At 33.0% G+C, this 19222-nt stretch carries 13 protein-coding genes and 3 pseudogenes; 3 read left to right on the forward strand and 13 right to left on the reverse strand.

The annotated features are described in order from the left end of the window. Positions 1-239: 239 nt before the first annotated feature. A complete protein-coding gene (locus tag Q8G36_RS19035; RefSeq protein WP_305162769.1) occupies positions 240-584 on the forward strand; it encodes a hypothetical protein in 345 nt (114 codons plus the stop codon). A gap of 507 nt (positions 585-1091) precedes the next feature. Here Q8G36_RS19035 and Q8G36_RS19040 read toward each other — a convergent pair. The 6 genes and pseudogenes from Q8G36_RS19040 to Q8G36_RS19065 all read right to left on the reverse strand — a co-directional run bounded on the left by Q8G36_RS19040 (position 1092) and on the right by Q8G36_RS19065 (position 5287). After that, positions 1092-1544 (reverse strand): VOC family protein, encoded by a 453-nt coding sequence (locus Q8G36_RS19040; RefSeq protein WP_305162770.1) that lies wholly within the window; start codon positions 1542-1544, stop codon positions 1092-1094. A gap of 732 nt (positions 1545-2276) precedes the next feature. Beyond that, a pseudogene (locus Q8G36_RS19045) lies at positions 2277-2744 on the reverse strand (VOC family protein). A gap of 216 nt (positions 2745-2960) precedes the next feature. Further along, positions 2961-3113, reverse strand: a complete 153-nt coding sequence (locus Q8G36_RS19050) for a hypothetical protein (protein ID WP_305162771.1) — start codon at positions 3111-3113, stop codon at positions 2961-2963. Beyond that, positions 3107-3502, reverse strand: coding sequence for a hypothetical protein (locus Q8G36_RS19055; protein ID WP_305162772.1), 396 nt, complete (start codon positions 3500-3502; stop codon positions 3107-3109). The genes Q8G36_RS19050 and Q8G36_RS19055 overlap by 7 nt, the downstream gene beginning before the upstream one ends. 125 nt (positions 3503-3627) lie before the next feature. Further along, on the reverse strand, positions 3628-4128 hold the full coding sequence (locus Q8G36_RS19060) for a helix-turn-helix transcriptional regulator (RefSeq protein ID WP_305162773.1): 501 nt from the start codon (positions 4126-4128) through the stop codon (positions 3628-3630). A 307-nt stretch (positions 4129-4435) separates the two neighbouring features. Then, the gene (locus Q8G36_RS19065) at positions 4436-5287 is read right to left on the reverse strand and encodes a LysR family transcriptional regulator (protein WP_305162774.1); all 852 of its coding nucleotides are present in this window, start codon (positions 5285-5287) and stop codon (positions 4436-4438) included. Positions 5288-5482: 195 nt separating this feature from the next. Here Q8G36_RS19065 and Q8G36_RS19070 point away from each other — a divergent pair, with 195 nt between their 5' ends. Further along, on the forward strand, positions 5483-6733 hold the full coding sequence (locus Q8G36_RS19070) for an MFS transporter (protein WP_305162775.1): 1251 nt from the start codon (positions 5483-5485) through the stop codon (positions 6731-6733). 200 nt (positions 6734-6933) lie between these two features. Here Q8G36_RS19070 and Q8G36_RS19075 read toward each other — a convergent pair. The 7 genes and pseudogenes from Q8G36_RS19075 to Q8G36_RS19105 form a co-directional block, all read right to left on the reverse strand. After that, positions 6934-8050 (reverse strand): annotated as a pseudogene (locus Q8G36_RS19075) (UDP-N-acetylmuramoyl-L-alanyl-D-glutamate--2,6-diaminopimelate ligase); the annotation flags it as partial. Between the two features lie 173 nt (positions 8051-8223). Next, positions 8224-8916 (reverse strand): 4'-phosphopantetheinyl transferase family protein, encoded by a 693-nt coding sequence (locus Q8G36_RS19080; protein WP_305162789.1) that lies wholly within the window; start codon positions 8914-8916, stop codon positions 8224-8226. Between the two features lie 99 nt (positions 8917-9015). Further along, positions 9016-12468 carry a type I polyketide synthase gene (locus Q8G36_RS19085; protein ID WP_305162776.1) on the reverse strand — a complete coding sequence of 1151 codons (3453 nt, stop codon included), beginning with the start codon at positions 12466-12468 and terminating at the stop codon, positions 9016-9018. Between the two features lie 29 nt (positions 12469-12497). Beyond that, the gene (locus Q8G36_RS19090) at positions 12498-15734 is read right to left on the reverse strand and encodes an amino acid adenylation domain-containing protein (RefSeq protein WP_305162777.1); all 3237 of its coding nucleotides are present in this window, start codon (positions 15732-15734) and stop codon (positions 12498-12500) included. A gap of 123 nt (positions 15735-15857) precedes the next feature. After that, positions 15858-17057 carry an FAD-dependent oxidoreductase gene (locus tag Q8G36_RS19095; protein WP_305162778.1) on the reverse strand — a complete coding sequence of 400 codons (1200 nt, stop codon included), beginning with the start codon at positions 17055-17057 and terminating at the stop codon, positions 15858-15860. A gap of 19 nt (positions 17058-17076) precedes the next feature. Further along, positions 17077-17424 (reverse strand): DoxX family protein, encoded by a 348-nt coding sequence (locus Q8G36_RS19100; RefSeq protein ID WP_283917670.1) that lies wholly within the window; start codon positions 17422-17424, stop codon positions 17077-17079. Positions 17425-17532: 108 nt separating this feature from the next. Next, positions 17533-18120: a TetR/AcrR family transcriptional regulator gene (locus Q8G36_RS19105; protein ID WP_305162779.1), complete on the reverse strand. Its 588-nt coding sequence runs from the start codon at positions 18118-18120 to the stop codon at positions 17533-17535. Between the two features lie 213 nt (positions 18121-18333). Between Q8G36_RS19105 and Q8G36_RS29365 the strand changes: the two are divergent. Continuing rightward, positions 18334-18552, forward strand: a pseudogene (locus Q8G36_RS29365) (cytochrome c biogenesis protein CcdA); the annotation flags it as partial. Positions 18553-19222 lie beyond the last annotated feature (670 nt).

Consider the following 19222-nt stretch of genomic DNA (forward strand, 5'->3'; position numbering starts at 1 on the left):
CCTCATCTTATCAAAACGGTCCTATCTCTTTCGTTCATCTAAAGCAACCTATACCATGTGGTTTGAAATCCTGCGAATAAGCGAGTATTCGTGAGCATTATTTATTAAACTGAGGGAGTTCATTAAGAAAATCGATTCTGAAAACAGTTCGTGCTAATGAGTAACTTCATTTTTACTTTACATAAAGATTTTGCATTTGGGCAAAATTATAGAAATAAATTTAATTGGAGAACAACATTATGATTTTCCTTGCCCTTTTATTAATGTTAGGCGGTTTATTAATTATTAATACTATTTACGCTTATCACACCAAGCACATTGACTCGAATTTTTTATCCACTTTATGGTACTATATAAAACTTTTACCTCTTTTCCTGTCTGCGAGTATTATGATTGGATGCGGAGTGAAGTTTTTAACAAAAATTGTAGATAACTTAACCTTCTCACTTATTGTCTCTAAAGGAATGGAGATACTAGTTAGTGTCGCAATTGGATATATATTTCTAAAAGAAATTCCCAATTGGCGAACAGGGATTGGTATCACAATTATATTAATTGGTTTTTGGTTATTAAAAGGAAAATAGAAAGAGTTTACCTTGATAGACTCTTTCTTATGACAAGTGTACTTTCGTTAGTTATTCAAGAATATGGCCCAATTGTTGAACAAAAATCAACAGCACTCTTGAACTACCTGCCCCGTTAGTTCGATAAAAAAAAGGCTGCCGAAGCAACCCAATTTAATGAACTAACGCATCCGTTAGTTCATTAAGAAAATCGATTCTTATTAAAGAATCGCGCCCTTTTATTGAATAAGAATTTTCTTCAAATCGAGACGGATTGGCATATAACGTTTTCGTATTCACGAACCCGAGAGCTTAGAACGAAGTTCTTAGGCTCGCAGGGTTGTCGCCTGAATCTGCTTCCCTGCTTCTTCTTCTGGCGACCAAGGGGGCTCGGAGAGTCCCGCAGCGTGAATGCTGTGTTATATGACGTACCCGACTTCTTCGAGTTACTTTCACACTGCTTTTCTGTTTCAATTTTTACTTCAATAATGTATATTTCAGTAAGGCTTTTTATAAAACGTCACTTACTTATTTGTTACCGAGTTGTTCCGCCAAACCGATTAGAAGTCCTTCGGTTCCACGAATGTAGCAGAGCCGATACGAGTCCTCGTACTGAACCACTTCGCCAACGAGCTGAGCACCATACTTAGTGAGTCTGGAAACCATTTCGTCAATGTCTTCAACGGTGAACATGACGCGTAGATAACCGAGGGCGTTTACAGGAGCAGTCCGGTGATCTGATATAGCAGGTGGGGTGAGAAATCGCGAAAGTTCAAGTCGGCTGTGGCCATCTGGGGTAACCATCATAGCAATCTCTACGCACTGAGAACCCAATCCGGTTACGCGACCAGCCCATTCACCTTCGACAGTGGCTCGCCCTTCGAGGTTCAAGCCAATCTCCTCGAAGAAAGAGATTGCGTCATCAAGGGATTCTACAACGATGCCGACATTGTCCATTCTTAGTAATTTATTTTTTGCCATAGTTTTATCTCCTTATGTGTAAAAATTTATTATCTGATCATCTTCATAATTATTCTATTAAAAAGTTACAAATTCCTTCCAAACAAAAAACACCTTGTCACAGTTCATGATAACAAAGAAAAGTCACAGTATAGGAAAATGTGAAATTGGGATTTCGGGTATGTCATATAACATCTTGTTAACGAACAACACTTCGTAAACCCTCTACTATTGGAATATTCGCGAACCTTATTTCGTGAATGCCATCATGTTCAAATAGTTTCAAAAATTCGATACCGTAGTTGCTATTCGATAAAACAACTTCGACTTCCCTACAAAATATTCCTGCCCTGTACTCCATTAAATGGCCCAATTGTTGAACAAAGATCAAACAGCACTCTTGAACTAAACTGCCCCTTAGTTCCATAAGACTTATTGTAGAGGTGACATATACTGTGACAAAAAAAAGACGGTTTTACCGTCTAATAGATTGCACCAGTTTTCTTAGTAAAATCAAAACTAATATTACGCAAAGAGATGATAGAATTAATCCTGGAATTCCTATATTAGTTAACAAATTCACACCGCCTAATCATTACCATTTCTAAATTTTAGGTGTTTTGATGAAAATAGTCAATACTCACGGTTCGAATAAGCTACACTTCTAGAACTATCCTTAGTTGCATAAAGAAAAGGATTACCACAGCAATCCCCTTGTTAAACTCAATAATCCGTTACTGAAGCAGAGCAGAATTAGTTGTGAGCAGTATTTCGTCTATACCAATCCTCTAATGACATGTCTCCAAAATATTCCTCAAAGTCCAATCTTAAAGGAGCAATCAATTCAAGAGCATTTCCATCTGGGTCATCAAAATAAATAGCTGCGTGAGCTTATGGATTGTTATCTAGAACTAAAGGTTGTTGTTCTTCAGTTAAGTCAAAGGTTGTACGAATTTCGATTCCTTTACTATTTAACCAATCTTTTGCTGATGTCATGTCCTCTATATCTACTTGTAAAGCTACATGTCGTATTGAAGGATGGTAGGGAATTTCTACATGGTTTGTTTCCCAAAGACCAAGCCAACTTTTACCTTTCTCAATCCAGAAGAAAGCTAATTTATCATTTTGATATGCAATTTCTAAATCTAACTTTTTATAAAATTTTATTGAGTTTTCAAGATTACTTACAGGTAAATGTGCTTCATAAAGACCCTTTATCATTTCTCGTCCCACCTCGTTATGATATCTATACATTCCTTATATTTACTGTATCATACTAATATTTGGATTCTCCAGATATAGGCCTGAATCAAGCTACATTTATTATCGTAGTTTTTGAGTTAAATCAGAATTTTGTTGAACTATCCTGCCCCGTTAGTGCCATAAGAAAAAGGCTACCTCAGCAACCTTCCTTATTGAAGTAAAGCACCTGTTAATTTAACAACTAAACTTAATTTTTTTCTCTTTTACGAAATAGAAACCTGTCCCATTTTCTTGTGGAACAAACCCTTGTCGAGCTGAACTATTTTCTACCATATTTTGCTCTTCTGCTGTTATAACTGTGGTAACATCTTTTCCTTCAGCTACCATACCTTCTCTACGATCTTGCTCCTCTCTAGTAACAAGTTTATATGTATCTGTTTGTTTTGAGGAAACTTCTGCTGATTCTTCATTAACCCCACCACATAGCTAAAAACAAATAATGACCAAAGAGAAGTCGGTAAACCTATGGCACAAATTGCAAGGGGATATACACCAAATTTATCTTTTTCATTTTTTTGCTTTTTAATAGATATATAAGTTAATACAGGTGTAACTAAATACAAGAAAACACTTATCATTGTTAAGCCAGTTAAATAGTATATAGGGTATATTTTCGCAATATTTTCATTCATAAAATAAGAAATTCCCTGACCAAATATTCCTAATATGGTAGCCAAAATTATACTTCCAAGTATAAGAACATTAGCTTTTATCATCAATCCCACCTCCAATTCAAAATCAACAATAATATTTAAGTTATAAGATAACTGTTTCAAATACTGGGTTTTAATCGAATTTTTTTACAAATTATCAAACTTTATTTTAAATCAACAGCAAAATCTTATTCTTCATATATCCCCATCCCTATACCTTTGTCTATCTCGATAGTCCCCACCTCCTGTAATTCATTTAATCGACTTAAACTCTCTTCTTTATCAAAAGAACTATGCCAACGATAATCATATTGATCCAATATACGGTAATGGTTACTAATCAAATTTTGTTGCAAACGAAAATCCCCTCTATACTCGATTTCTTTCCACCATATCTTACCACCCATTGTTTTTTCTTTAGGCGTACCACCATTTTTGCTAGTAATTAACTGAACAAACTCAACTGGATTGTCACCAATTGATGATATCAACAATTGGCTATGATTAAACAAAGCACAAAATGCAACAACAGTGGTCCAATTGGCTTCTGTTCTTCTTTTTTCAATTTGAACTAGTGTTTTTTTTGAAATCCCTAGAATTTCAGACATCTTATCTTGAGAAAAACTTTGTTCTGTTCGGACAAGTTTCATTTTTTCTGATATTAAATTGATGAATTCTTCTTTTTCCATATATACTAAATCCTCCTTTTTAGTGTAATTTTACACTAAAAGTATTATTTTTCAAAAATAAATACCCTTTCTGAATAAAAAGCAACTTTAAAACACAAAGAAAAAAGCAAGAAATAACCTTGCTCTAAATAAGTTTGAAATGGGAATATTTCTTAATTAAAGCTTGTTGAACTAACCTGCCCTTTTAGTGCCATAAGAAAAAGGCTGCCTCAGCAACCTTCCTTATTAAAGTAAAGCACCCGTTAGTTCTATAAGAAAAAGAGCTGCAGTTCAAAGCAACTCTAAAGATAAAACCCCTTTTTTATAATTAACCAATCGTCTTCAGAACATTTTTTAATTGTACGATATTGTTCTGTTCGCCGTCGGACATCTTATAAACGAAAACGGTATTAATGACATTGTTAAAGCTTAATTTGTAATAGTGAATGTTTGTATAGTTATATAAATCTATAAGCTTAGTATTCAATACTGCAATGGTATTGCTGATTTGCAAAAAATCTTGGATACTGCTGATTGATTTTATTTCCTTTAATTTATATGGTATTTGATTATTCATAAGCCATTCGGTCACAGCTCTTGTATACATACAACCTATACTTAATACGAGCAATGTAATAGGTTTTTTCCAATCAAAATTGATGATATGGTCCTTACTTGAAATGATCTCGAATGTTTCAGTTGCAACGATGTCATAAGTTAAGTCGGGATATTTCTTAATAGGTTCACTAATGAGTGCACAATCTAATTCGGAATTGTGCACTTTTTGGTTTATGGCATTACTGGAATCTACGGCGAAATCCACATCCATTTGAATGTCGTTCATATTCAAAGTATTCGCGATGTGGGCACCATAGATTTTCAAGGTTGTATGTGATGTGCCAAAGTCCACTTTAGAGTTAGTTTGAAAGGCACCAATGTTTTGTAAAAATTCTTCGTACTCTTGTGCAATAAGTTGAAGATAGTTTTTATACTGTATTCCTACGCTAGTGATTTTCAATCCTTGGGGCGTGCGTTTAAAAACAAGGTTGCCAATTTCCGACTCTATTTTTTTCACTTTAGCCGTAAGGGCGGATTGAGTGTAGTTCGTGATTTCTGCAGACTTACTTAAATTTTGACGGTTTAATATTTCAATTTTCAATGCTATTTCTTTGATGTTCATATAGTTGGCACACCCTATAAAAAAATTTTATGAACCCTATCATTTTCCTCCATTTTACGCTTCTGGGCAATCAGAGTAAACTCTAGTTAGCTTAATAAGTAAGGGAGACTAGATAATGCTAGAAGCTAAAAATAAGAATTTATCCCACCGAATTATTATTGAACGATACATCAAGCATAGGGGGAGCATTTCTTAATGCATACATATTATAAATGGTTAATCGTATTGGTGGCCACGTTATCCCAAACTGCAGCAACCTTTGTGACATATGGCATGGGACCCATCGCTGCATTTTATCAAATTGAATGGAATTTAACACCACTTCAAACAGGCTTCATTGTTTCAGCGGTCAATATTGGTCCAATGTTTTCAATGCTGGCGTTCGGTTATTTGATGGATAAAAAGGGGGAAAAACACATTATCGGGTGGGGGAACATTTTATTGGGGCTCTCAGCTTTAACGCTAGTTTTTGTTAATGATTATATGGTATTGCTGCTTTTATTATTGTTGGTTGGTATATGGTACGGAAGTGCTCAAACCGGTGGAAGCACGGCCATCGTAAAATGGTTTCCAAACGAACATAGAGGTCTGGCTCTAGGGATAAGACAGACGGGAATACCAATTGGAGGATCTTTAGCCTCTGCAGTTTTATCCTATACATATTATCATTTCAATTTGCCATCAGTACATGTAGTACAAGGGATCGTAGCAATAATGGGAGGGCTGCTCTTCCTATTATTATATAACGAACCAGAAAGAACGAGTGTAACGGGATCAACCTCGGTTGGGTTCAAGGAGAAAATGAATGTCATCAAAAATAATAAAGAGTTATATCCGATGTATATAGTAGGTGTTGTGATGATGTCATTACAGATGATTATCATTGCGCATTTTATGAGTTATTTGCATAACGAAGGGGGCTATTCATTAACAGAGGCAGGAAAATATTTAAGCGTCGTTTTAATAGGTGGTATGGTTGGACGGGTAGTCATCGCATGGGCGAGTGATCAATTCTTTGAAGGTAAAAGGGAAAGGTTATTGCTAATTGTGATGGCTGTTACCGTAATTCTTACAGTGATGCTGCCACTCATCATGACTGTTGAAATGGAAATCTTGATGCTATTATTTTGTTTTCTTTTGGGTTTTGTAGCCATTGGTTGGTATTCCATTTTTATTGCTTGTATCACAGAGCAATCGGATTCACGTTTTATAGGTTTAACGGTGAGTTCAGCATTGACATTAAATCAATTATTCATTGTCATAGCACCCTCTTTATTCGGATTAGTCGTTAATCTATTGAACAGTTATCAACAAGCCCTATATTTGGCCGGAATATCTGTAGCTTTGGGAGCGATTAATTTATACAGAGTAAAAATAAAAAAAAGAATGGATCATGGCATCACCACAAAGTTTGATCAAATTAATACAAACAACCTTGATAAATGAATAAATAGAAAGGGCATGTTTTGAAAAAAGATTAATCAAAACATGCGCTTATACTATTTAATTGGAATATTGTTTTATAAAAAAGATTGATCATTTTTGTATTCCTTAATCAACTAAAGCACCCTATAGTTTAAGTACAATATTTCACAAACAAAAAGAAGATGCCTGGTTAAAGCATCGTTAAGACAAAGTAATTAATACTACTTCTCAGATATTGCCTTTCTCGCTATTTTTTTATCATCAAAATGAATTGTTTTATCTTTTAATTTTTGATAGGTCTCATGACCTTTTCCAGCTATTATAACAACATCATTTGAAGTAGCCTCTTTGATAGCATTATATATAGCTTCTTCTCGATCAGCGAGTAATTCATATTGTAATGAATTAGACTTTTTCATTCCTTTTTCTATGTCATTCATAATTTTAATAGGGTCTTCTGAACGTGGATTATCAGAAGTAACAAAAACATTGTTACGTATCTGCTAGCGATTTCTCCCATAATTGGTCGTTTTCCTTTATCTCTATCCCCACCACAACCAAAAACAGTAATTACTTTTCCTTTTGTGGATTCTTTAATTGATTTTAATACGTTTTCTAAAGCATCTGGTGTATGAGCGTAGTCAACTAAAACAAGATAATCTTGTCCTTCATCCACTATTTCCATCCTGCCACTTATACTTGTTAACAAGGAAAGACTACTTCTAATATTCTCAAGGGGTATTCCTTCAATTAACGCTGCTGTTATACCAGCTAATGCATTATAAACATTAAAACCCCCTACTAATTGGAGGTGTATTTCAATTTCTCCTTTAAAAGTAATCAGTAAAAACCGAATTCCTTGCGATGTCATGGTGATATTTTTTGCAGAAACATCAGCTTCATTGTTGATTCCGTAAGTAATAACCTCCACTGCTGATAATTTACGAAAATGTTCAAAACTTGGGTCATCTGCATTAGGACAGCATATTTTTCATCTTTAGATTTAAATGTATTTCCGAGCCTAGAGAATAAAAGCCCTTTTGTATTCCTATATTGTTCCATTGTGCCGTGATAATCTATGTGATCTTGAGTAAGGTTTGTAAATATGGCTGTTCTAAAGTTACACCCCATTACACGCTTCATGTCTAACCCTTGAGATGTAACTTCCATAACACAATATTCCGTGTTGTATTCCCTCATTTTCCGGAGGTTTCTTTGTAAAATTGGGGGTTCCTGTGTATTTATATCTGTGGGATACATGATTCCGTTAATCTGAATGCCGTTATTACCCATCAGACTAGTTTCCAAATAAAAAGCGGGGATGACTTCCCCACTTGTTTGACTAAATACATAAATCTAAATACCGTTAAGACATAAAAGTCCATACTTTAAATCTGCTTAAAGGAGTATTTATTTGCAATAATGATAGTCATTTATTTTTAATTTCTTCTAATAAAGAAATCATTTTTAATTAAACTGCTCATACTAATTTAGAAAATAATATTTTTTGGCTATATATTTCTGTAACACACAGCTGCTTTGTAATTAGTATCGAGATTTAACTCTTTTATTTCCCATCCTGTTAAGTGACCATTTTCAGCCTTTATCTCGATATTTAGATCTAATACATCGAATGATGTTAATGAATAGGATAAACCTTTGCCAATGGCCTTTACAAAGGCTTCTTTTCGAACCCATACTTCATAAAAAAACTCACATTGTTTTGAGTGTTCAAGAGTTAAAAAGGTCTGCTTTTCTCTTTCTGTAAAGATATAATCAATAACTGAAATAAAATTAAATAATTGCCTTACAAATTCAACATCAATCCCGATATCTTTCCCACTCCCTATTGCTATACAAAGATAATCGTGAGAGTGAGACAAGTTAAAAGATATCCCAGTTCGATGGATTTCATCAAGATATGGTTTACCATACGGATTATATTTAAACATAATATTTTTAGGACAATCATTAATATATTTTCCTATAATCCATCTTAATAAACCGCGGCTTATGATATAACGAGATCGAGACTTCTGGTCAATGAATTGTTTTGCACGCTCTTTCTCTTCATATAAAAGATATTCTTTTAATCTTCTCTTAATCCAATTAGGTTGAATTAAACTACCAAACCACACATCTAAACCAGGAATAACTTCCTTTTTTGTTAAAACTGATTCTAACTGTATTGATTGAATCGGCATGCCCAATTATTTCCTCCAATAAACATTTATCTATCTGTAAAGAAAACTCACTAACTGGAGAACCTATAAAGGTAAAGTATCCACTTCCTTTTTTAACCTTTATACAAGTAATAAAGAAAGATTCTTTTCGATTTCTTCACATATAATTTGCAAATTATTTGGTATGTTAAAAATTGAATAATGGTCACCTGAAAGAGAAATAACATTTAGGTTACCATCAATGTAATTTTTCCATTCTTCTTTACTAATGTCTAATTCACCCAAATATTTCGTAAGATCATTAAGATCAGAACCTCGTTCTATTGCATCAAAGATCAATATACTTCCCATAAATTTGCTTTGAGGTTTATATTTTTGAAGTATTTGAATATTCATACACCATATTTCAAAAAATTGCTTCAAATCACTTACTGGAAATTCTTTTGGAATAACATTTAATTTACATAAAGACTCTATCATTTCATCTAGTGTTTGTTCTTGAAGCTGTTCTATCATCTTATTACCCAAACTTTTCTTAGACCTAAATAATGCATTTACTAAAATCGGGAAAGATTTTACAAACTTTTCATTGTCTATGTTCTGACTATTATAGGTTGAAGGTACAAAACTATCGATCATAATTAGATCAGATACTTGTTCCCCTTGTTGTTGCAATTGCAAGGCCATTTCTAAGGCAAGGTTCCCTCCAAAAGAATAACCCCCAATAAGATACGGACCTTTAGGCTGAACTTTTCGAATCTCAGATATATAACGCTCTGTAAGTTGCTCCATACTTAAATTTGATGAATTCAACAACTCAACAGGAAACTGAATTCCATATAGCGTAGGATGTTCATTTAAGTATTTAGCAAGCTGATTGTAAATCATTACAGTTCCACCTGAAGGGTGAATGAAAAATAGATTTCTTGGCTGCGTTCCATCTTTGATTTTCAATACAATTTGTTCAGAGTTCAGCTTGAAGAGATTTTGGCTCTGATGTAGAGTTTGTAGATGAGTGATTAAACTTTTTAAAGTCGAATGGGTCATAAACTCTTCCATCGATACATTTATATTTAATTGACTCTTTATATCCGCTATAATGTCAATTGCTGTAAGGGAGTCTCCATCAAGGTTTAGGAAAAAGTCATCATCTGGAAGAATACCTTCAATATCTAAACTTTTTTCCCATATATATGTGATTTGTTTTTCTAGTGAATCGTTTTGTTCTGACCCTATATTAATATTATTTGTCTTCGTTTCTTTTTCAAAATTGGAATCAATATCAATCCAAAACTTCTTTTTATCAAATGGATAAGTCGGTAAAGGTATGCGCCCTACTGCCTGATTATCATACAATAATGACCAATCAATTTCGGTACCTGAAATCCACATTTTTCCTATTTGGTCTAAAAAGGCAAATGCAGGAGAGCTTTCAGGATTCATAATTGGTATTGAAAACAGGGTTACTTCTTTTTTAAAGAGATGTTCAGTAAATCCCTTAGGATCTGAAACGGAACATCTTCCGATCCAATGGCTATCCGGATTAGAAATAACAGCTTGAATATCTCTGCCACTAGAAGAAATCACTTTAATTCCCTTAGATGTTGAAATTACTTGTTGTCTATCAGCTAAGCCATACAATTTATTTAGTAAACTATCGATTACTTTATCTGTGCTCCAAATTCCTACAATAGACGCTGCGACAAAATCTGAAATCTGATCAGAACAGTTGATTTTTGTAGGATGAATTCCTAAATCAAGCAGTAATTTTGCAATTGAATGTAGACAAACAAATTGAAGAAGAATATCTTCACTTGAACAACGAAAATCCTCATGATCCGATTCTAATAGATTTTTTTTCAATGAACTTATATTTGACTTTGTTTCAATCTGTTGAATTAAGTCATCCACTTTTAAACGATAGGCGTTTAATTCATTATATAATTGAACATAGTATTTTCGATTAGCTGTTGCCGAAATGGAAAATGTATAAGGTTTTAAATTAGTTTCTGAAACTTGGTTCGTTTGTTCGCTTTGGTTACTTTTACATTCATCCAGTAACTCCTCTTTATCGTGACAAACCATGTATGTCCTAGCATCAAACACTTTACGTCCTACTGCTAGAGTATAAGCAATATCTGATAAAGTTTGATTGGGATGTTTTTTAATATGTTGTTGCAATTGATCAATCATTTGTTCTAATTTGTTTTCAGTTTTAGCCGACAAAATGAGGATATGTGGCCCTACTTGAGTTTCTGGAATCCTTTCCGGTGCCTTCTGTAATATCGCATGAGCATTGGTTCCTCCCATTCCCAAAGAACTGACCCCTGCATAGACTAAAGGATTTTCTTTGTTTCTCCTTTGTAACGATTCGTTAACGTAAAATGGACTATTTTGAAAATCAATTTTCTTATTAGGAGTTTTATAATGAATACTTCTAGGAATTGTATTTTCCTTTAGAACCATAGTTGCTTTAATCACATTAGCTATTCCAGCAGCAGCATCCAAATGACCAATATTAGGCTTTACTGAACCAATTGCACAAAATTGTTTTTTTGTAGTAGAAAATGCGTCACTTAATGCTTTGATTTCAATTGGATCACCTAAAGAAGTTCCAGTGCCATGTGTTTCAATATATTCAATATCTTCTGGTGTAATACCAGCCATTTCAATTGCTTCATGGATTGCATTAGCTTGACCTGTTGGACTTGGAGCTGTGAATCCTACCTTTAATCTTCCATCATTATTAATGGCTGTACTTTTGATAACAGCATGTATTGTATCTCGGTCTTCCAAAGCTTTTTCAAGTGGTTTTAATAGGATGATACCACATCCATTTCCTTTCACTGTTCCAGTAGCCTCATCATCAAATGATCTACAATAACCATCTTTGGATAATGTTCCACCTTCTTTATACAAATATCCCGTTTGCTGTGGAACTGTTATGCTTACTCCACCAGCTAATGCTATTTCACATTCTCCATTAATTAAACTTTGACAAGCAACATGTACTGCTACTAAAGATGAAGAACAAGCTGTTTGAATAGAAAGACTTGGTCCAGTTAAATTCAACTTATAAGATACTCGGGTACTCAGAAAATCTTTATCATTTCCAAGCATTACTGGATAACTTAAAATATCCTTTCCATATTCCTTACTTTGACATATATTACGAAGCAAGTAAGTACTTGGGCTCATACTACCATATACACCAATATTTCTCGGGTTGGCATTAGAAGGATACCCAGATACTTCTAATGCTTCCCATGCACATTCTAAAAAAATTCTTTGCTGTGGATCTGTTAATTTAGCATCATTAGGTGTGAATTCAAAAAAATCCGCATCAAAATATTCAATGTCTTCTAATACTACTCCCCTTTTCACATATTCATTTTTATTGTATGAATCTTTTTTCACCCCTGATTTTTCTAATTCATTTTCATTAAATGTATATCCTGATTCCTTCTCTGCAATAAGGTTATCCCAAAATTCACATGGCGTCTTTGCACCAGGAAATCTAGATGCCATACCAATAATGGCGATATCGGTAAACTCAACATTCAGTGTACTCATTATTGTACTCCCTCACTTAAAGATACTTTTTACTTGTTGTTTATTAACTTTCTTCTCATTAATGCTTCTTTTCTATTATTTAATTTTGGTACTTTCGCTTTTATTGGTGAAGGTTCTTCGAGTTGCTTTAAAAATTCTGCCAACGATAGTGGTGTAGTGTATTGAAATAAATCCACCATAGAAAAATCTTTGTATTTAGCCTTATCGTTCAACTTAAAATATACTTCTGTAATTAGTAATGAGGTACCGCCAATATCAAAGAAATTATCATAATCATTCACATTATCTACTTTCAAAACTTCCTTCCAAATTGTCTTGATCTTTTCATTAATTGACATATCTTCTAATGAATTACTAGATTCTTTAAGTAAAGGTGCAGGTAATGCTGCATAATCTATTTTCCCATTCACTGTCATTGGTTTGTAAGGTATCTCAAGAATAAGAGATGGCACCATATATTCTGGTAATTTGGTACGTAAATATAACTTCAAATCACTTTCATCAAGTTTATGTTCATTGTCCAAAACAACATAAGCGACTAGTCGAATATCATTATTTTTAAAAGTATGCACAATTACGACACTATCTTTGCAAGCAGAATGTTGCTGTAAAGTGAACTCAATTTCTCCTAATTCAACACGGTAGCCTCTTAATTGAATTTGCCTATCAATCCGTTCAATAAATTCCAATGTACCATTCGGTAACATCTTCACTTCATCGCCAGTTCGATAAACATTTCCTTGATCCGAAATACCTTCTAAAAATCGTGTCTTTGTTAATTCTTCTCGGTTATAATAACCTTTTGAGACCCCTGATCCACCTATATACAATTCTCCTGGTATACCTATTGGCAAGTTTTCCATATATTGATTCTTCACAAATAACTCTACATCTGTTAAAGGATATCCAATAATACTACAATTAGGATTTTCCAAATCATTACGTTTAATCGGATAATATGTAGCTAGAATCGTTGTTTCTGTTGGTCCATATACATTGAATAACTGAGGTTGTTTATCTCCATAGATTTCTATCCAGGGTTTCAAAATATTAAAATGCAGAGTCTCTCCACCAAGGATGATATAACGTAACGATAATGGAGCTCTACCTTCTTGATTTTTAACGACCTCTATTAACTGGCTAAAAGCAGATGGAGTCATTTGTAAAACGGTTATCTTTTCATTTACCATTAGTTCAAACATTTTATCGGGAGCTTTTCGGCTTAGCTCATCGACAATCACTAGCTTTCCTCCAAATAAAAGTGATCCAAATATTTCCCATATAGAAGGATCAAATCCATAGGAATGGTATAAAAACCAACTATCGTCTTCATTAAAATGAAAATCTTTTTCAGCAGCCTTAAATGATCTTAAAACATTATAATGAGAAACCATTACACCCTTAGGTTTTCCAGTCGAACCGGATGTATAGATAATATAAGCTAGCTGCTCAGGATCTGAAACTACATCTGGACAAGATTTAGGCATGTCTACAATTTCAATTTCAAGTTCTTTCCAACAATAGAAATTTTCTTTATCTTGCATCTTAATTAGTAGATCATTATCAATTATGCATGGAGGAAAATTTAAATCTGATAAAATATATTCTAAGCGTTCAACAGGCATTATTGGATCGACTGGAACATAAGCTCTTCCAGATTTAAGAATCCCCAAAATAACTGCTACTAGGGATGGTGAACGCGGAAGCGAAACTGCGATGTTCGTCTCTTGTTTCGGAAATTTTTCATTAATTAAGTGAGCAATTTGATTAGATAATTCATCTAACTGTTGGTAAGTCCATTGCTCTTCCCCGTTCTTAATTGATACTTTTTTAGGGGACTTCAAAACTTGCTCTATAAACATATCGTGAAGTGTATGTGCTAGTGGAAAATGTTTATTAGCTTTAAACAAACTTTGGAGTGTATTATTCTCCTTTTCTTCTAACAATGGAATATCTGATATCTTTTTGTTATCTTCACTTAAAATAATTTTTATTAACGCTGTAAATATGTTTTCTAAATGGGCATCTTTTAAATAGGAGCCATATTGTATTTTTACTCTGTATATATCTTCTATTTTTTCTACACTTGAGCTTAACGGAAAGTTAAGATATTCTGATCGAATTGGTATATGTGTTACCTTGCAGTCCGTTATATCAAAGGCAAGTTTTTGTGTATAATAAGTAAATAAAGTGTTAAATTTATCTGATACTTTATGAGGCTTCTCTGGAAGTATTTCTTTGATGTGAGATGAGATGTCAAAGTTTTGATATCTTATTAGAGACATTGTCTTTCGTTTTACAGCAAGACATAGGTCCTGAAAAGAATCATGTTCTTGAATATTAATACCTAGAGGTAAACTATTTACAAAATAGCCAAATATTTTCTTGTTATTCCTAGAACGATTGGCTAGTGGTATTCCAGTTACTATTTTATTTTTGCTAAAAAGCTTATGAACCATAATAAAATAAGTCGATAAGAAGAAACTAAAATCAGAAAGATTGTTCGTTTTAATATATGTACTAATTTTCTCTGATAAATCCGCTGGAAAATCAAAGTTCATCTCCTGACCTATTAATCTCCCATGTTTATCTCTTTTCTGTTCTAATTCTTCAATTTGAAGCGCTTCAAAATCTTTTAATTCTCCCTTAAAATAGGATAAAGCTCGATGATTATGTTTAAGGAATTCTTCGTGATTTATTGTAAAATAAGCCTCTTCTTCTATCTCTTCTTTAAGTTCTATTTCTATTTCATCTAAGTCTTTTTTACTATTATAATAAAAAGAAAAGAGGTTGAATTTTTCAAAACCACTATACCCATCAAAAATAATATGAGGAAAGCACATTGAAAAATAACTTATATTTTCATTACTATAAAACACTTTAAATTTACTAAGCGGCCATTCATTTATATTAATAACAGCTTGAGAAACTTCATTGGTATATTGTATGACGTTCTCTTCCCATTGTTCTTTGGTTAATGAGCTAGAGAGGTGTTCTACATCTAATGTGATCGCACGTGTTGAATCATATACTTGGAAAGGTAAACCTTCTTGTTGTTCAAAGTGAACCTTAAAAACGCCAGCACTTCCATAAATCATTCTCCATATTTCTGTAAATCTTTCTAAGTTGATTCTTCCTTCAATTTTATAACAATAAGTTAAATTATAAGATGGATCATGAGGATAAAATTGATGGTGTGCAAAAAGCATTTTTTGAACTGGTGTTAAGTGATATTTTTTTGTTGAATTCTGGTTTCCTTTTAACATATTTTTCTCCTTAGTTTTAATAACTTATATGTATTTTTACTTTTCATAAGAAAAGTAAATGTTTATAGTCGTTTCTCTTTTGTTTAAATGAATAATAGTTTTATAACTTATAAGGATAGAAAATCATTGAACTCGAACACGTTTGAATCCAGATGTTACAAGAATAACAATTAGCTTTCGCAGAAAATTAAATCGCTTAACTAGTTTAAAACCAATAGAAGAGTTTTTATCTTTAAGTATTGGGTCAATTATTTGTTTTTGCATGACACCTTGATAAGCTTGAATTATTTTTGTAGGTAATTCTCGTTGTTTTTGAACTCTAGCTAGATCTTTCAGAGAAACATGACCAGACTTTAAAGGAGCTGAAAGCACATTTGCAACAACTACGGCATCCTGAATGGCATAGTTTATACCGACTGCACCAAGTGGCGACATTGTATGTGCTGCATCTCCGATAAATAGTAAATTTGGTAAATACCACTGTTTTAGTCTACTTGAAGAGGCAGATAAAACAGATAATTGATCCCAATTTTTTAAGGATGAAATTCGATCTGAAAATTCTGGTACAAGTTCATATAGTGCACGATGTAAATTTTCCATCCCTTTTATTCTAATCTCTTTAAACGAACCTTTTGGAATAAACATTCCAATTTGCCAATAGTCTCCCCTATTTACACAAGCAAGCATATTTAACTGATTAGAATGATTAGAACGATTAAACATGTATTCTGGTTCAGTAGAATGACGTGGCAATCGAAACCAAATAATATCAATAGGTTTAGTTAATTCAGTCGGTGACACATTCGACAACTTACTAATAGTCGAATTACGACCATCGGCAGCTACTGTTAAAATTGATCTTATCTCATGAAATTCTCCATCTTTTTGTATTTTAACTCCATTTATTTTATTGTCTTCGTTCAATAACTCCACCACTTTTGCCCCCATAATATACTTGAAATGGTCATACTTCGTAGCTTCAGATACAATAAACTCTAAAAACTGTGACTGACTCATTGTAGTTAAGTGTGGGAATTTCGAACGTAATGTTGTGAAATCAAGTACTATTGAACCATGTGGAGAATCTATCTTTGCTGAGTATATTTTAGTATGGGGAATTTCGAATAATTTATTAATTAACCCTAATTCATCAACTATTTCCATTATTGAAGAATGGAAAACCTCTCCACGGAAGCTTCTATTAAACGACTTGTGCTGTTCGATCAATGTTACTGGAATACCTTTTCGTGCCAACAGTAAAGCAAGCATAACCCCTCCAGGTCCACCACCAACTACGCAGCAAGATGTTGAATGACTTAACATAAAAACACATCCTTAATTTTTAATTATTGTAATAACGGACTATTAGAATAATACCTAATATTAAACAAATTGTTGAAGGGATAGCCGTAGTTAGAGGTTGTTGAACCTTAAAAATATGCGTATAGATTGCACCAAGCATAAATACCATAACTATTGAACTACCTATGATTGCAAAACTACGATTCCAGAAACCAATAATAATTGCTATTGCAGCAATTATTTCCATAATTCCAGTAACTGTCATAAACCACATTGGATATTGGTACTCATTCCAATGTTCGACCTGAAATTTCAATCTCATTACTTTAATTATTCCACCTAAACCTATAAAAGCCGCCAAGATAATCTGTAAAATATTTATTATCATTTCCTAATTCACTCCCTAAATCATTTCAAATTTGTTGGATTTCTTCCCTACATCAACGTTGTAAAGGTTGAAAAAAAGATAACAAAAATGAAGGCTTGCTAAATATTCTTATGATTGATCAACTATGCCATTTATCACCAAATTTACAACTTCTTCTGCTAATATTTTTGGATTACTTTTATTTTTCATTAAGCATGAAGTAATTAAATGTTCAATCATCCCGAAGATACAAACAGCTGTGATATCCATCGACAAATTTGAACGAAAATATCCGGATTGCTGTTCATACTTTAAATTGTTTGCTAATAATTCAATTATTTTACCTTTAAAAGACTCTGAATCATGGGCAAGAATTAGACCGACTATCGTTAAATCTGGATTATCTATAAAAAATTGAAATAATATTTCTATAGAAATTAAGATTCGTTGAGTAAGGTCTTCTTTTTCAATTTTTGGAGATAAACGTTGAGTTTCAATCAACATGTGTAACTTATTTCGAAAATCCATGACTAATTCATCAAAAATAGCATCTTTACTAGAAAAATAGAGATAAAACCCAGGCTGAGTTAGGTTTGCACGTTTAACAATGTCACTTACTTTTGTGTTATAAAATCCATGAGTAGCAAATTCATATGTTGCTGCTTCTTTAATACGTGCTTTAGTCTCTTTTCCTTTTAAACCTTTTTCTTTAACCATTTGAGCTCCCTTCATTGCTATTTTTATTACTTTAAAGTAATATTACTCATTAATAACAATAACATATTATTGAAATAATGGTAAATAAATATATCATTAACTTTTTTTACCAAAATTAATTTTCACAAAATGTAGAATGTTATATGAAACTCTCTTTTCCTTAAATAGAGTGATTTTTGCCCGTTCTATACTGTTTGGCATCATTTTGGGTTAGGTTGGTCACCTTGTATTGGACTGACCCTTTCGTCTATCTTAATTCTGGCAAGCAAAAGCGGCATCTTAATAATAGGCATGATGCCTCTGCTCATCTATTCACTTGAACTCAGCATACCGTTTCTCCTTGCTGCGCTAGTATGGCCCCAATCTCTTAATATAAAATCTGAAAACTTAATAAATACCTACCTGTTATTCAGAAAGCAAACGGATGGATGAAGGTCACATTAAGGATTGTCGTATTCATAAGAAATTTTAAAGCTTATATCTACCTGCTTGTCTTCCCTGCTTCCATCCTCATTCTAATCATCTCTATTATGCAAACAAACGAATTTCGTAAATGTAAAAAAGCCGATGGTTCCCTTAGTAAAGGAAAAATCGACTTTTTTCTTTAAGCTTCTTCTAGTGTTTGATTAATTATCTCCTTTTAGTCTTTTATCAATCAATGCAAGGGAGAAACTAGATATTTCTTCCTCTATTGCAAAAGTGTATGATTGATCGATAAATCGATTTTAAGGATAATTTGTTAACTAGAATGCATAAGTACTTTAATATCATTTCATCAAAAACGTTAATATCACTTTACATTTTATTTGGCTCAGATGTAGCTTTGAAATAAAGATTGATCAAAAGGACCTCCTGAGTGAAAATAAAAAGAGTTCATTTTGAAAAAGATTAATCAAAATGGATTCTTTTCTTTTGATTTAGTTTACGGTGTTAATAAAATAGTTTAATTATTTTTAGTGATCCTTAATGATACAGATAGGTAAGGGTTTGAAATTATCGCTCCCTTTTCCCCTGTCACACCGTAGGGTGCAACTTTCACCGCATACGGCGTTCCAACTAATCCAATTTATTAATTTCTATGTGTAAGATGAGCATGTCTTCT

The organism is Peribacillus frigoritolerans, assembly GCF_030676415.1.
GTDB classification, from domain to species: Bacteria; Bacillota; Bacilli; order Bacillales; family DSM-1321; genus Peribacillus; species Peribacillus frigoritolerans_A.

Excerpts from the sequence above, each read along its gene's own strand:
- Q8G36_RS19035 (WP_305162769.1), top strand. The coding sequence starts at position 240 with ATGATTTTCCTTGCCCTTTTATTAATGTTAGGCGGTTTATTAATTATT.
- Q8G36_RS19040 (WP_305162770.1), bottom strand. The coding sequence starts at position 1,544 with ATGGCAAAAAATAAATTACTAAGAATGGACAATGTCGGCATCGTTGTA.
- Q8G36_RS19050 (WP_305162771.1), bottom strand. The coding sequence starts at position 3,113 with ATGGTAGCTGAAGGAAAAGATGTTACCACAGTTATAACAGCAGAAGAG.
- Q8G36_RS19055 (WP_305162772.1), bottom strand. The coding sequence starts at position 3,502 with ATGATAAAAGCTAATGTTCTTATACTTGGAAGTATAATTTTGGCTACC.
- Q8G36_RS19060 (WP_305162773.1), bottom strand. The coding sequence starts at position 4,128 with ATGGAAAAAGAAGAATTCATCAATTTAATATCAGAAAAAATGAAACTT.
- Q8G36_RS19065 (WP_305162774.1), bottom strand. The coding sequence starts at position 5,287 with ATGAACATCAAAGAAATAGCATTGAAAATTGAAATATTAAACCGTCAA.
- Q8G36_RS19070 (WP_305162775.1), top strand. The coding sequence starts at position 5,483 with ATGCATACATATTATAAATGGTTAATCGTATTGGTGGCCACGTTATCC.
- Q8G36_RS19080 (WP_305162789.1), bottom strand. The coding sequence starts at position 8,916 with ATGCCGATTCAATCAATACAGTTAGAATCAGTTTTAACAAAAAAGGAA.
- Q8G36_RS19085 (WP_305162776.1), bottom strand. The coding sequence starts at position 12,468 with ATGAGTACACTGAATGTTGAGTTTACCGATATCGCCATTATTGGTATG.
- Q8G36_RS19090 (WP_305162777.1), bottom strand. The coding sequence starts at position 15,734 with ATGTTAAAAGGAAACCAGAATTCAACAAAAAAATATCACTTAACACCA.
- Q8G36_RS19095 (WP_305162778.1), bottom strand. The coding sequence starts at position 17,057 with ATGTTAAGTCATTCAACATCTTGCTGCGTAGTTGGTGGTGGACCTGGA.
- Q8G36_RS19100 (WP_283917670.1), bottom strand. The coding sequence starts at position 17,424 with ATGATAATAAATATTTTACAGATTATCTTGGCGGCTTTTATAGGTTTA.
- Q8G36_RS19105 (WP_305162779.1), bottom strand. The coding sequence starts at position 18,120 with ATGGTTAAAGAAAAAGGTTTAAAAGGAAAAGAGACTAAAGCACGTATT.